Origin of the sequence: Bradyrhizobium genosp. A, assembly GCF_049949275.1 — a bacterium.
Taxonomy (GTDB): domain Bacteria; phylum Pseudomonadota; class Alphaproteobacteria; order Rhizobiales; family Xanthobacteraceae; genus Bradyrhizobium.
Genome location: NZ_CP188196.1, coordinates 702,573 through 716,471, shown reverse-complemented (window position 1 = coordinate 716,471; position 13,899 = coordinate 702,573). Strand labels below are relative to the sequence as shown.

Sequence of the window (13,899 nt, the reverse complement as noted above, 5' to 3'; positions counted from 1 at the left end):
CTGTTGCGCGGGTTACGGTTCTCGGGGCCGAAGCGACACTCCCCGGGAGGAGAGAGCCCTCACCCGCCGCGCGGGACGATGCTTCGCATCGCCCGGGGCGCGGCGACCTCTCCCGCGAGCGGGAGAGGTGAAGCAGCCGCAACGCCCGGCGCGCATGCACGTTCCTCGCGACCGCAACTTGCCTCAGCTGTCGCCGGTGAGCCTGGCGAAATCGTCGAACAGGGCTGCCACCAGCGCGCGATGCCGACTGTCCTCGGAGGGCAGGCTCGCGGCGTAGATGTTGAGCAGATAGCGCGCCTTCGCGGCCGCCTCCGGCCACGACGATGCGGGCACGGTGAGCAGCTGGTTCTCGAGCGCGGTCTCGCGCTCGCGCAGCTCCTTGAGATTGGTCTCGACCTCGGCCAGCGCGCGGCGCAGATCGGTCGCCTTTTGGGCTGCCATGCCGCGGTGCTTGTCGAGATCGACGGTACGGTCAGTCATTGGCGACGCTCGCGTCGGACGCTATCGCGTCTGCCAGGTCGGGCGCGCGGATCGACAGCATCTCCACCGAACCGAGCACGCCGTCCACGGGCACGATGATCGACGTGCCGACGCGGCGCCAGGCCGAGAAGGTCTCGCTCTCGATCGTCTCCTCGTCGGCGATGACAGGATAGGCGCCCGCGGGCAGCACTCGATCGATGCCGTGGATGCGGAACGGATGGCGGAAGGTGACGGTTTCGCGCCGCGAACGGATGGTCATGAACGCCTGCCTTGCCTCGCGAGAGCGGCCCCAACCGACGCCAGCGATCGCGACCATGCGCTTGTCGCGCTGCAATAGCCAGCACTATCGTTGTCGCGGATAGCGCGCGCCGAGGCCGCAGCGCACGCGTGTGTTTTAGTCCTCGCTATCGGCCCGAGGCAGGCGTACGCTCGCCTGCATCACCGCGACTTTCGCTACGGCATCGACCGGTGACTGAGGGTCACGTGCGCTCCCGCCGAGAAACCAGTCACTGGAGCACGACTTCGCGGTGCTCGTGCAGGAGCATACGACACCGCCTTTTCGCGCCTCGGAATGGATCGTTCCGCCTGTTATCGTTCCGCTGTTTCTTCTGCTTCTCGTCGGCGCGGCCGCCCTGTTCCATGGCTAGGCCGATCCGGGTGCCCTATCTGGTCTGGGCGACCGGCGAATACGGCAGCGCCAATCACGGCCGCGGCAACGCGACCGTCGCGCTGCGGCTGGCGCGAAAGCTGCTGCGCGACGGCTTCATGGACGTGCGCGTCTGCACGCCGCGCGGACGCGTGCTGCAATCGGACGAACTGGACGAACTCAAACCCCAAGATAGATCTCAAGACAAAGCTCAAGAGGAGACCGACGCCATGGCCAAGGGACAGCAACGCAGCAATCGCGAAGCCAAGAAGCCGAAGAAGGACAAGACCAAGGTGATCGCCGCGGCCCCGAGCCGCAAGGACGCATGGCAGCCGGAGATCGGTCAGGGGAAGAAGAAGTAGGGCGGAGGAGGCGGGGCGCGCTTCTTCACCTCGCCCCGCTTGCGGGGAGAGGTCGAATTCGAGCGTAGCTCGAATTCGGGTGAGGGGGACTCTCCGCGAGTCCAGCTGTCACCTGCCTTGCGGAGAGTCCCCCTCACCCCAACCCTCTCCCCGCAAGCGGGGCGAGGGAGCTCACCGCCTTCGCCGCACCATCGTCTCCTCCCCGTCGCGCTTTTCGGCTATACTCGCCCCGGTAGCATCACCGGGAGGGGCACACCGTGGAGCACGAGCGCAAAACCGAACCGAAAAATCTCGTCATCTGCTGCGACGGCACCGGCAACGAGATCTCCGAAAACATCTCCAACGTCCTGAAGCTCTATCGCTGCCTGCGCAAGACGGACAGGACCGAGCCGCGGCAGATGGTGTTTTACGATCCCGGCGTCGGCACGGTGACGGAGCCGTCGACGTGGAATCGCTGGAAGTCCAACATCAAGCTGGTGCTGGGGCTCGCCACCGGTTACGGGCTCGATGACAATTTGCTCAACGCCTATTGCTTCCTGGTCGAGCATTACGCGCCGGGCGACAGGATCTACCTGTTCGGCTTCTCGCGCGGTGCTTACACGGTGCGGGTGCTGGCGGGGCTGATCCACAAAGTTGGTCTGATCTCACCGGAGCAGGCCAACCTCGCAGGCTCGGGCCTCGTCGCCTACAAGCAATATTCCGGGCTCGGGCGCGGCAACGACATCGCGGACGTCGAGAACATCACCGTCGACGACCAGGGGCCGCTGCCGAAGGACGCATTCGATCTCGCCGCGCAATTCGCCCGCATCACCTCGACGCGCTGGCCGACCATCCATTTCATCGGCGTCTGGGACACGGTGGCGAGCGTGATCGTGCCGCGGCGCGACGTCTTCTTCCTCGTCTTCAGCCTGGAGGAGCTGGCCTTCACGCTGCGCAATCCCAGTGTCAACATCTTCCGCCAGGCGATCGCGATCGACGAGCGGCGCTGCATGTTCCGCCTGAAAGAGTACGAGGAGCCGCAGGACTACTGGAGCAACCGCTACGTGCCCGACGAGAAGAAAGAGCCGCAGGACATCCTGCAGGTTTGGTTCGCCGGCGTGCATTGCGACGTCGGCGGCGGCTATCCCGAGGCCGAGAGCGCGGAATCGAAATATCCGCTGCTGTGGATGATCGAGGAGGCCGCGAAAGCCGGGCTGAACTTCAACCCGCGCACCGTGAACCAGCTCGCCTGGGGCATCCAGCGCAAGAACTCGCCGTTCCAGTACGTCCCGCCTGCTTTTACCGGCAAGGCGGGCCAGCTGCACAATTCGATGAGCGCGGCCTGGCGCGCGCTGGAATTTTTGCCGAAGCGCGCGACGTACAAGGAATGGCCGGAGCGGAAGGTGTTTTTGGGTTTCTACATCCCCGATTGCGAGCCGCGCGTGATTCCCGAAGGCGCGCATGTGCATGAGAGCGTGTTGAAGCGGATGGCGGTGGAGCCGGGGTATCGGCCGGTAAATATGCCGAAGGAATTCGTGACGGTGCCGATGCCGGTGGCGCCGGGGGTGGGGGTTGAGGCGGAGGCGGAGACAGCGGGAGTGTGAGCGGGGCTCGCGCCCCGGGCTCGTCATTGCGAGCGAAGCGAAGCAATCCAGAGTCTCTCCGCGGCGGCAGTCTGGATTGCTTCGCTGCGCTCGCAATGACGGTGGTTGGGGCGGCGCCTCCCCATCCCGCTACCGCCACTTTCCGCCATCGCCGCTACTTTTCATTAAAATTCTCGCGCCGAGCTTAGTCGGATCGCATCATCTCTGCTGCATCATTGGAACCTGCCACCCACCGCGACCGGCGGACTTGGAGGAGAGTGCCAATGCATCCGCGCCGACATGCCCGAGTGAAGCCCGCAGGCATCGTGTCCCGCCAGGCCAAGATCATCACCGACCCGCGCGCGCCTGTTATCGTCTGCACGCTGATCGACTATTCGCCGGGCGGCGCCTGCGTCGATCTCGGCGGGCAGGTGAAGATCCCCGACAGGTTCGAGCTGCTGCACGTCAACACCAAGAAGCGCTGCCGCATCGCCTGGAAGCGCGGCACGCGCGTGGGCGTGGTGTTTTAGGATTCTTGCTTACCCTCCCCTGAAGAGTAAGAGAGCTACCCCCGCATCCGCGCCTTTGCGCCCGCGACGATCTGCATCGCGACGCCGCCGATCCAGCCCAGCAGCACCAGCCAGGTCAGTGCGCTGTCTGTATCGAGCCGCAGCACGATGACGGCGACCGAGGCCAGCGCTGCGAGCGTGGCGCAGAGGGTGCCGGCGGAGCTCAAGAGTTCCGCGGCGTCGATCTCGCTGTGCGCCTCGTCGAAAGGCTGCTGCGGCGTGTCGATGCCGAGATAGAAGCCGACCACGCCGAGCAGCATCATCAGCAGCAGAAAGCCCTGCGTGGTGAGCGCGGCAAACGCCGATCCGACATAGGCGCCGACGAACAGCCCGCACGCGGCGCCCGCCATCGCGAGGCCCAGGCGCTCGAACACGTGGGCAGTCTTGCGAACACGAAACCGCATGGCCGGCCTCCGCGATGCCCCGGATGAGCGGAGGTTAGGCCAGTTTTGCGGCAGGCGGAAGGTAAGGAGGGTTACGGATGCGTGAGGTGGATCCTCTCCCCGCATGCGGGGAGAGGTGAAGAGCTACCTCGCCCCGAACGTGGTCTTGCCGAAAAGCGCCTTCTGCGTCGACGGCTGCGAGCGCCAGTATTGCGGCGGGGCTTCGACTTCGCCGCCGACATCGGCCGCCGCGTGCCAACCCCAGCGGGGGTCGTAGAGCATGCCGCGGGCGAGCGCGATCATGTCGGCCTTGCCGCTTGCCACGATCTCTTCGGCCTGCTTGGCTTCCGTGATCAGGCCCACCGCGATGGTCGGCAAGCCGGTCTCGCGCTTGATGGCTTCCGCAAACTGCACCTGGTAGCCGGGGCCGAGCGTGATCTTCTGCTGCGGCGAAACGCCGCCGGAGGAGGCATCGATCCAGTCGACGCCGCGCGCCTTCAGCGCTTTCGCGAATTCAATGGTCTGCGCCAGATCCCAGCCGCCCTCGACCCAGTCGGTCGACGACACCCGCATGCCGACCGCCTTGTCGTGCGGAAAAACGCTGCGCACCGCGTCGTAGATTTCGAGCGGGAAGCGCATGCGATTTTCGAGCGAGCCGCCATATTCGTCGGTGCGCTTGTTCGAAATCGGCGACAGGAATTGATGCATGAGATAGCCGTGCGCGCCGTGCAGCTCGATCGCGTCGATGCCGATGCGCTCCGCGCGCTTGGCGCTGTCGACGAAGGCCTCGCGGATGCGCTTCAGACCGCTAGCATCGAGCGCCAGCGGCGCAGCTTCGCCCTCCTTGTGCGGTAGCGCCGACGGCGCCACCGTCTGCCAGCCGCCCTCGCTGAGCGGGATCAGCTGGCCGCCGTCCCAGGGCCGCGCGCTCGAGGCCTTGCGGCCCGCATGCGCGAGCTGCATCGCGACCGCCGTGCTCGAATGCTTGCGGACGGAGCTGAGGATCTGCTTCAGCGCGGCTTCCGAGGCGTCGTTGTAGAGCCCGAGACAGCCCGGCGTGATGCGGCCGATCGCCTCGACATGGGTGGCCTCGATGCAGAACATCGCCGCGCCCGACAGCGCGAGATTGTTGATGTGGGTGAAATGCCAGTCGGTGGGAACACCGTCTTCGGCCGAATACTGGCACATCGGCGACACCACCAGGCGGTTCTTCAAAGTCAGGCCGCGCAGCTTGATCGGGGAAAACAGGGCGCTCATGCGGGGATCCGGGGATGGAGGAATGGAAGCGATTGCATGAAGTTTAGTGAGCGAATCGCGAATTGCCAGTTGCGCAGGCGGCATGGCCGCCCGCGGCGCCATGCATTGCGGGTTTGACGGGAGGCCGGGACGACAGCAGGGCTAGTCCGCCAGCGTGAACTGCAACAGCAGGGTGCGCTGGAGCATCGAGAAATTGTCGTCCGACACCATCGTCAGCACGGTCTCGCCCTCCGCCGTGACATGGGCGTCGATGCCTTCCATGTTGTCGACCTCGTGGCCGAGATCGGCCTCGAACAGCACGGGGCCGTCGACCAACGCGCCTGGCGCGATGGTCCTCAACGGGATCGATCGGATGCGGATGTTGATGCCGGTGAACCAGGAGAATTTGCGTTCGAGGATCAGCAGCTCACCTGAAGGCAGCAGCACGGCGTCGCTGATGAACTGCTCGTCGGTGCGCTTGATGCTGAACTGGCCGGGCGACGGGCCGCCGATCAGGAAGCCGATCAGATTGCCGTCGGCATCGAAGCCGCCTTCGGACATCGCGATCAGCGTGCCCGCGAGCGGCTGTCCCTTCATGTCCCTGGGCACGAACACCATCGCCTCCAGCCCCTTGTTGTAGGGCAGCTTGCGCAACGCGGCCGGTGTCGGCACCACCTCGCCGCGGGCGCGGGTGCCGCCTTTGGCGAAGTCGAAGCGCATGATCTGGTTGACGCGTTCGAGCCCGACATAGACGAGCGAGCCGTCGCGCGCGAGCGACTCGGTGTCGTACCAGAGCCGCTTCTCGGTGATCGGCCGCCCCTCGGCATTGAGCATCGGCGCAGCCTCGACGTCGTCGAGCCCGACCATCTTGCCGCCGGAATAACGGATGGCGCCCGTGAACCAGCTGCCCTGGTCGGACAGCGCGAGGAAACGCGCGCCCTTGTCGTCGAGGAAGCGGAAGCCGGACAGGCCACCGAAGCCGCGATGCGGCGAGGTCAGCACCAGGCCGCTGCGATATTGCAACGAGCCGAAGCGCACGCGCGCTCGATCGCGCGGCTCGAAATGGGGAATCGGCCGCGCGTTGACCTCGATGGTGACGGGCTCGGTGACGGCGTGCTCGGCCTGCGCCGGCTTCGCCTGCGCCAACCGAGCGAGCGCGAGAGTGGAGAATCCCGCCGCCGCGTGGCCGATAAAGCTGCGGCGGGATGAAAGCGTGCTCACGAATGCAGTTTGCGCCGCGGGCGACCGGCCGGCTGCGGCGGCGCCGTGTTGGTCTCGCTGAAGAGTTCGGCGAGCTTTTCGGTGATGGCGCCGCCGAGCTCTTCGGCGTCCACGATCGTCACCGCGCGGCGATAGTAGCGCGTCACGTCATGACCGATGCCGATCGCGATCAGCTCGACCGGCGAGCGGGTCTCGATCTCCTCGATGATGTGGCGCAGATGCCGCTCGAGATAGTTGCCGGGGTTGACCGACAGCGTGGAATCGTCGACCGGCGCGCCGTCCGAGATCATCATCAGGATCTTGCGCTGCTCGGCCCTCGCCAGCAGGCGCTTGTGCGCCCAGTCGAGCGCCTCGCCGTCGATATTCTCCTTCAGCAGCCCCTCGCGCATCATCAGGCCAAGGTTCTTTCGCGCGCGACGCCACGGGGCATCCGCCGACTTGTAGATGATGTGGCGGAGATCGTTGAGGCGGCCGGGATTGGCCGGCTTGCCGGCGGCCAGCCACGCCTCACGCGATTGTCCGCCCTTCCAGGCCCGCGTGGTGAAGCCCAAAATCTCGACCTTGACGCCGCACCGCTCCAGCGTGCGCGCGAGGATGTCGGCGCAGGTCGCCGCGACCGTGATCGGGCGGCCACGCATCGAGCCGGAATTGTCGAGCAGCAGCGTCACCACGGTGTCGCGGAACGTCGCCTCCTTCTCGTGCATGAAGGACAGCGGGTGATGGGGATCGGTCACCACGCGCGACAGTCGCGCGGGATCCAGAATGCCCTCTTCGAGGTCGAACTCCCAGGCCCGGTTCTGCTGCGCCATCAGGCGGCGCTGCAGCCGGTTGGCGAGACGGGCGACAATGCCCTGCAGATGCGCGAGCTGCTTGTCGAGATAGGCGCGCAGGCGCTCCAGCTCGTCATGGTCGCAGAGGTCTTCGGCGGAGATGACCTCGTCGAATTTGGGCGCGAAGGCGTGATATTCCGGCCCGCGCGGCTCGTTCTTGCCGTGCGCGTTCGGACGCGTCGCCTCGCCCGGCGTCTCGTCGTCGCCGAGCTCGCCGTCGTCGAAGGTATCCGAGGTCGAGGCCTGCGCGCTTTCCATCGCGCTGTCGCTCATCTCTTCGGACGACGCCTGCGCCTGGTCGGCGCTCATCTCCTGGGCGGCATCGGAATCGGGCGAGCCCTCGGCGCCGGACTGATCGTTGTCGCCGTCCTGGTTCTCGTCGTTGTCGTCATTGTCTTCGCTGTCGGCGCTGCGCTCGTCGCCGAGCTCGAGCGCCGTCAGCAGATCATGCACGGCGTCGCCGAACCGGGTCTGGTCCTCGACCAGGCCATCGAGCCGGTCGAGCCGCTTGCCGATCTTGTCTTCAAGAATGGGACGCCAGAGATCGACCATCTTTTTCGCGGCCGTCGGCGGCGCCATGCCGGTCAGGCGCTCGCGCACCAGCATCGCCAGCGCGTCGGCCAGCGGCGCATCGGCGCGGTCGGTGATCTCGTCGAACTTGCCGCGATGGAAGTGGTCGTCGAGCATCGCGTTGAGATTCTTGGCGACGCCGGCCATGCGGCGCGCGCCGATCGCCTCGACGCGGGCCTGCTCGACCGCCTCGAACACGCCGCGCGCCTGCGGATTGCCCGGCATCAGCTTGCGATGCAGCTTGGCGTCGTGACAGGCGAGCTTGAGCGCGATGGAATCGGCGTGGCCGCGCACGATCGCCGCATCGCGCTTGGTCATCTTTCGCGCGGGTTCGGGCAAACGGGCTTTGCCCGGCGCCAGGCCCGGGCGCTCGGCCGCGAAGGAGACCTCTAGCTCAGGCGTCTTTGCGATCGCCTTCAGGCAGGAGGCCACCGAGCGCTTGAACGGCTCAGTCGGGGCTTCCTTGCTGTTGCGGAATTTGGAATTGGAGGGCGTGCTCATCTCGATCTCACCGTCGTCCCTGCGGAGGCGGGGACCCATAGCCACCGACGGTTGGTGCGTCAGGGAAAACTATCAGCGTCGCTTCATCGAGAGACCTCGCGGCGCCCGTCCCTGCTTTCGCCGGGACGACATGCCGCGAGAGAGATCAGGACAGCGCCACATTGACTGCCGATTCCGGCAGCTCAGCGTTGAAGCAGCGCTGGTAGAACTCGGCGACCAGGGGACGCTCGAGCTCGTCGCACTTGTTGAGGAAGGTGACCCGGAACGCGAAACCGATATCGCCAAAGATGTCGGCGTTTTCGGCCCAGGTGATCACCGTGCGCGGGCTCATCACCGTCGACAGATCGCCATTGGCGAAGGCGTTGCGGGTGAGATCGGCGAGGCGCACCATCTTGTTGACGATGTCGCGGCCCTCCTGGGTGCGATAGTGCTTGGCCTTGGCCAGCACGATCTCCACCTCCTCGTCATGGCTGAGGTAGTTGAGCGTGGTAACGATCGACCAGCGGTCCATCTGGCCCTGGTTGATCTGCTGGGTGCCGTGATAGAGGCCGGAGGTGTCGCCGAGGCCAACCGTGTTGGCGGTCGCAAACAGGCGGAACGACGGGTGCGGCTTGATCACCTTGTTCTGGTCCAGGAGCGTCAGGCGGCCCGAGACTTCCAGCACGCGCTGGATCACGAACATCACGTCCGGGCGGCCGGCGTCGTATTCGTCGAACACCAGCGCGACGTTGTGCTGCAGCGCCCAAGGCAAAATGCCGTCACGGAATTCGGTGACCTGCTTGCCGTCGCGGACCACGATGGAGTCCTTGCCGACGAGGTCGATACGGCTGATGTGGCTGTCGAGGTTGACGCGCACGCAGGGCCAGTTCAGGCGGGCGGCGACCTGCTCGATATGGGTGGATTTGCCGGTGCCGTGATAGCCGGTCACCATCACGCGGCGGTTGCGGGCAAAGCCGGCGAGAATCGCGAGCGTGGTGGCGCGGTCGAAGCGGTAGTCGGAATCGACTTCGGGCACGTGAGGATCGACTTCGGAATAGGCCGGCACTTCGAGATCGCTGTCGATCCCGAACACCTGGCGCACCGACACCTTCATGTCGGGCAGACCGGAAACTTCCTCAACTTTGGACAGGGCGGCGGTCGTCATCAATCCTCCGAGGTCCCGGGCGGTCCCGAAACCAGTTATTTGCACGTTGGCTGCGGCTGGGTGCGGCTGCGAACCTATCAGAGACAACGTGCCGGCAGAAGCCCGCCCCACAATCAAAGTTCCATTGTCTTTTCATTTAGATAGGCAAGGAACGCGATTTTTGGAAGGCTGCCCTGCGAATCACGCGCGAAATTCGGGCGAAACCGTCCGCTGCTCGCGCCGATGGCACTTTTCCTGCCGCTCCTTACTTATAGGGCCTGAACCCGAATGGCCCCACCCAACACAGAGACGATGTGACTTCCTTTCTCGATCCCCTGATATCGTTCGTTTCGGCCCATGCGTGGCTGGCCTATCTGACCCTGTTCCTGGCAGCGCTTCTCGAGGCCGTCCCGGTGGTGGGGTCGGTCATCCCGGGCTCGACCATCATCCTGGCACTCAGCGCCCTGGTTCCCGGCGGCGACCTGAAACTGCAATGGGTGCTGCTGGCGGCAGCGGTCGGCGCGGTGCTGGGCGACGGCTCGGCCTACTGGCTCGGGCACCGGCAGCAGCGCAAGATCCTCAACACCTGGCCGCTGACCAATTATCCGCGCGTGGTCAAGGAGAGCGAGACCTTCTTCCACCGCTTCGGCACCTGGGCCGTGTTCTTCGCCCGCTTCGTGCCGCCGATCCGCGCCTTCGTGCCGGTAACGGCCGGTGCGCTCGGGATGGCGCCGACAAGATTTTACGCGGTCAATATCCCGGCGATCCTGGTCTGGGCGCCGGCCCATGTGCTGCCGGGCGTGCTGGCGGTGTCGGCCCTGCACAAATATGCCGGCCTGCCGCACCACGGGCATCCCTACAAGCACATGTGGATTCTGACCGTGGTCGGCGTTGCGATCGCGGTGGGCGTGGCGATCTGGATCTATCGCCGCCGGAACGGTGGCGGTGTCGCTGCGGTGAAGCCGCCGGCTTAATCAACCTTGGGTGCGTAACGCGACGGAGGTGCGCTCCCTCTCCCGCTTGCGGGAGAGGGCTGGGGTGAGGGTCTCGCGGCAATCGAGAACCCCCAAGAGGAGAAAGCCTCACCCGGCGCTTGGCGCCGACCTCTCCCGCAAGCGGGAGAGGTTAAGAACCCCCCGACCGCCGCCCAGGCGCAGGCCCCACATATCTTGCCCGCGGGCGGATCAATCTGCCGAACTGCAATTGCTCGCTGGCATGGGCGATCCAGCCGACGCTGCGGGCCATGGCGAACAGTGCGAGCTCGCTGCCGGGCGGCAGCCGGAGCGCGTGCACGAGCACGGCGAGCACATAGTCGATATTGACGAACTCTCCGGTCGCCTCCGCGATCCGCTCCGGCACCTCGCGGGTGAATTTGCGCGGCGCGCCGGTTCGCGCCAAGGCGTTCAGCAGCGACTGCGCGCGGGGATCGCCGCGCTTGTAAACGCCGTGGCCGAAGCCCGGGAAACGCTCGCCGAGCGCAACGCGCTCGCGCACCATCGGCTCGACGTCGCGATCGACCAGCGTCTTGACCAGCTGCGAGGCCAGCACGCCGGCGCCGCCGTGCTTCGGCCCTTTCAAGGCGGCGAGGCCGACGATGACCGAGTCATAAAGATTGAGCCCGGTCGAGGCCGCGCAGCGCGCGGTGAAGGTCGAGGCGTTCAGTTCGTGGTCGGCCAACAGCACCAGCGCGCGCCGGATGAGATCGGGCGCGTGCTTGTTGTCGCCTGCCCAGGCCCGCGCGATCTGCTGATGCAGCGGCTCGGCTGACGGCTCGGCATTGAGCATGGTCGCGACCAGCAGCCGGACGATGCGCGCGCCGACCAGCGCGCGGCCATCGGGCGCGCGCGTGAAGGCGCGGGAATCGGCGCTGGCCGCGAGCGCGAGCACAGCGATGGCGCGATCGATCGGAGCTGCGCGGCGCGCGGCTTCCGCAATCGCACGCATCTCGTCGGACATCGCAGGCTGGTTGTCCGGCACAAAGGGATCGACATCGGAGACGTCCCAGAGCAGCGTTGCGGTGTGCTCCAGCGTGTCGTTCTCGGCGAGATCAATGCAGTTCACACCGCGGTAGATCGCGCCCTCCTCGGTAATGGTCGAGATCTCGGTGTCCATCACAGGCAGATCGGCATCGAAGCTGCGCAGGCCGCGCGGCTCCGGCGACGGCACCCGGCGCTCCTTCAGCGCGCGGACGTCCTCGGCGCGGTAGCGATTCTTGCGCGAATCCGGCGTCGGCTCAGAGCGGATCAGGCCGCGGCTGACATAGGCGTAGAGGGTGGCCGGCGAGATCGCGAGCTCGGCCGCGGCTTCCCGGGCGGAGAGGTAGAGACCTTCCGAATTTTTCATATTGATTGATGTAATCAAGATTGATCAATCTGTCGAGAGGCCTGATTTTCTCCTGGTGCACTGCAAAGGGAGAATTGGGCCATGAATACCCACCTCACGAAAAGCCAAATCGGGCTGGACGACGTTCTCGCGGCCGAAACCGTGCTGAGCCATGTCGACGGCGAGCGCGGCGAACTGATCATCGCCGGCGAGCATCTCGGGACCCTCGCCGCCAAATCGAGTTTTGAGGGCGTCACCGCCCGGCTCTGGAATGGCGTGAGCCAAGCCACCCTCACCGAAGCCAATGTCCGGGCGAGCCTGGGCGCGGCGCGCGAACGCGCCTTCGCGCGGCTCTCCGAGCTGCTGCCGGCAACCCAGGGCATGGGCATCATCGACGGGTTTCGTGCAGCAGTCGCGGGGCTTCGTGCGGAGGATGGCCTCGAGCATGAGGCAACAATCGTCGGCGCGTTTCCGGTGATCGCGGGCGCGCTGGTGCGCCGCGCCAAGGGGCTCGACCCGGTCGCACCCGACCCGAGCGCGAGCCACGCCGCCGATACGCTGCGCATGCTGCATGGACGCACGCCTGCGCCGCGAGAGGTCACTGCGCTGGATGCCTATCTCGTGACTGTCTGCGACCACGGCATGAACGCCTCGACCTTCGCCACGCGCGTGGTGGCCTCGACCCAGGCCGATCTGTTCGCTGCGGTGACTGCGGGGTATTGCGCGTTGACCGGCCCGCTCCATGGCAGCGCGCCGGAGCCGGTGCTGGACATGCTCCATGCGATCGGCTCGCGCGAGCGGATCCAGCCCTGGGTGGATGCGGCGCTGGCGCGCGGCGAGCGGATGATGGGCTTTGGCCACCGCGTTTATCGCGTGCGCGACCCGCGTGCCGACGTGCTCAAGACCGCAGTCGAGGCGCTGGCGTCCAACGGCACCGACCTGCAGTTTGCCGGCGAGGTCGAGGCCTATATCCGCGCAGCGCTGCGCAAGAAGAATCCGGAGCGGCCGCTGGAGACCAATGTCGAGTTCTTCACCGCGATCCTGCTCGATGCGCTGGCGATCCCAAGGCAGGCGTTTACGCCGATCTTCGCGGTGGCACGCGCAGCAGGCTGGACCGCGCATGCGCGCGAGCAGCAGCGAACGGGGCGGTTGATCCGGCCGAGCTCGTCCTATGTGGGGGCGATGCCGGTGTGAGGCTTAGCGCGGATGAGCGGCGCACTTTCCCTCTCCCCTTGTGGGAGAGGGTGGCTCGCCGCTTTAGCGGCGAGACGGGTGAGGGGTTCTCTCCGCGGATACCCAGCAACCCCTCATCCGGCGCCATAGCCGAAGCTTTGCTTCGGCGTTCTCAAGAACGGCGGCCGAGGGCCGCCTATGCCACCTTCTCCCACAAGGGGAGAAGGGAAGAAAGCGAGCTCGAGGCCCTACGCCTCCCGCACCACGGTCTTCAGATAATTATACGCCTTGATGATCTCGATCAGGCGATCTTCGGTGGAGCGGTCGCCGCCATTGGTGTCGGGGTGGTGCTGCTTCGCCAGGGCCTTGTACTTGGCCTTGACGTCGGCGAGCGTGGCGTCGGGGCCGAGGCCCATGACCTGGAGCGCCTTGCGCTCGGCATTCATGATCTTGCGCGTCTCGGCCTTGGGCTGGGCCTCCGGGCCCTTGCGCCAGCTGGCGCGGCCGTTGATCTCGGAGAACATGCTGAAGGGATCGAAGGCGCCGTCGATCTCGGCTTCCGCACCCTTCTTGACGCCGCCATTGGCGCCCATCTTCCAGGTCGGACGGTGGCCGGTCAGTGCATCCTTCTGATAGCGCGCGACCGCGTCGGCATTCATGCCGGAGAAGAAATTGTAGTTCTGATTGTACTCGCGCACATGGTTGAGGCAGAAGTGCCAGTACTCGCGCTGGTTCTCGCGACCCTTGGGTGCCCGATGCGCGCCCTTGTTCTGGCACCCGGTCCATTCGCAGGTGACCACGGTCTCGCGCGGCTTCACCTCGGGCTGCTTGCCCCGCGGCTTCACGCGGATGGAGTCGAAGAACTTTGATGAATCGATCGGCATGGCTGACTTTGACTACGCAATGCAAAAACCTTCAAGT

14 protein-coding genes are annotated in these 13,899 nt (G+C 65.9%); 5 read left to right on the top strand and 9 right to left on the bottom strand.

All coding sequences use genetic code 11. The features are described from left to right. Positions 1-183: 183 nt before the first annotated feature. A complete protein-coding gene (locus ACP2YP_RS03255; protein WP_426422206.1) occupies positions 184-480 on the bottom strand; it encodes a hypothetical protein in 297 nt (98 codons plus the stop codon). Next, the gene (locus ACP2YP_RS03250) at positions 473-739 is read right to left on the bottom strand and encodes a hypothetical protein (protein WP_426426458.1); all 267 of its coding nucleotides are present in this window, start codon (positions 737-739) and stop codon (positions 473-475) included. The genes ACP2YP_RS03255 and ACP2YP_RS03250 overlap by 8 nt, the downstream gene beginning before the upstream one ends. A 380-nt stretch (positions 740-1,119) precedes the next feature. On the opposite strand from ACP2YP_RS03250, the gene ACP2YP_RS03245 reads away from it, so the two are divergent. The 3 genes from ACP2YP_RS03245 (at position 1,120) to ACP2YP_RS03235 (ending at position 3,580) form a co-directional block, all read left to right on the top strand. Continuing rightward, complete coding sequence (locus tag ACP2YP_RS03245) at positions 1,120-1,488, top strand: hypothetical protein (RefSeq protein WP_426426484.1); 369 nt, start codon at positions 1,120-1,122, stop codon at positions 1,486-1,488. 257 nt (positions 1,489-1,745) lie between these two features. Further along, complete coding sequence (locus tag ACP2YP_RS03240) at positions 1,746-3,071, top strand: DUF2235 domain-containing protein (RefSeq protein WP_426422204.1); 1,326 nt, start codon at positions 1,746-1,748, stop codon at positions 3,069-3,071. A gap of 263 nt (positions 3,072-3,334) precedes the next feature. Next, complete coding sequence (locus ACP2YP_RS03235; protein ID WP_426422202.1) at positions 3,335-3,580, top strand: PilZ domain-containing protein; 246 nt, start codon at positions 3,335-3,337, stop codon at positions 3,578-3,580. A gap of 35 nt (positions 3,581-3,615) precedes the next feature. Here ACP2YP_RS03235 and ACP2YP_RS03230 read toward each other — a convergent pair whose 3' ends face one another. From ACP2YP_RS03230 to cobS, 5 genes are all read right to left on the bottom strand, one after another. Continuing rightward, complete coding sequence (locus ACP2YP_RS03230) at positions 3,616-4,023, bottom strand: hypothetical protein (RefSeq protein ID WP_426422200.1); 408 nt, start codon at positions 4,021-4,023, stop codon at positions 3,616-3,618. 123 nt (positions 4,024-4,146) lie between these two features. After that, entirely contained in the window at positions 4,147-5,259 is a 1,113-nt protein-coding gene (locus ACP2YP_RS03225) for an NADH:flavin oxidoreductase/NADH oxidase (RefSeq protein WP_426422198.1), read from the bottom strand. 141 nt (positions 5,260-5,400) lie between these two features. Further along, positions 5,401-6,459 carry an esterase-like activity of phytase family protein gene (locus ACP2YP_RS03220; protein WP_426422197.1) on the bottom strand — a complete coding sequence of 353 codons (1,059 nt, stop codon included), beginning with the start codon at positions 6,457-6,459 and terminating at the stop codon, positions 5,401-5,403. Next, positions 6,456-8,360, bottom strand: a complete 1,905-nt coding sequence (gene cobT, locus ACP2YP_RS03215) for a cobaltochelatase subunit CobT (RefSeq protein ID WP_426422196.1) — start codon at positions 8,358-8,360, stop codon at positions 6,456-6,458. The genes ACP2YP_RS03220 and cobT overlap by 4 nt, the downstream gene beginning before the upstream one ends. Positions 8,361-8,505: 145 nt before the next feature. Further along, positions 8,506-9,504, bottom strand: coding sequence for a cobaltochelatase subunit CobS (gene cobS / locus ACP2YP_RS03210; protein WP_008144548.1), 999 nt, complete (start codon positions 9,502-9,504; stop codon positions 8,506-8,508). Between the two features lie 293 nt (positions 9,505-9,797). Between cobS and ACP2YP_RS03205 the strand changes: the two genes are divergently transcribed. Continuing rightward, a complete protein-coding gene (locus ACP2YP_RS03205; protein ID WP_426422195.1) occupies positions 9,798-10,457 on the top strand; it encodes a DedA family protein in 660 nt (219 codons plus the stop codon). 151 nt (positions 10,458-10,608) lie between these two features. Here ACP2YP_RS03205 and ACP2YP_RS03200 read toward each other — a convergent pair whose 3' ends face one another. Beyond that, entirely contained in the window at positions 10,609-11,826 is a 1,218-nt protein-coding gene (locus tag ACP2YP_RS03200) for a citrate/2-methylcitrate synthase (protein WP_426422193.1), read from the bottom strand. A gap of 81 nt (positions 11,827-11,907) precedes the next feature. Between ACP2YP_RS03200 and ACP2YP_RS03195 the strand changes: the two genes are divergently transcribed. After that, a complete protein-coding gene (locus ACP2YP_RS03195) occupies positions 11,908-12,999 on the top strand; it encodes a citrate synthase/methylcitrate synthase (RefSeq protein ID WP_426422192.1) in 1,092 nt (363 codons plus the stop codon). 227 nt (positions 13,000-13,226) lie between these two features. Here ACP2YP_RS03195 and ACP2YP_RS03190 read toward each other — a convergent pair whose 3' ends face one another. Then, the gene (locus tag ACP2YP_RS03190) at positions 13,227-13,862 is read right to left on the bottom strand and encodes a J domain-containing protein (RefSeq protein ID WP_426422191.1); all 636 of its coding nucleotides are present in this window, start codon (positions 13,860-13,862) and stop codon (positions 13,227-13,229) included. Between the last annotated feature and the right edge of the window lie 37 nt (positions 13,863-13,899).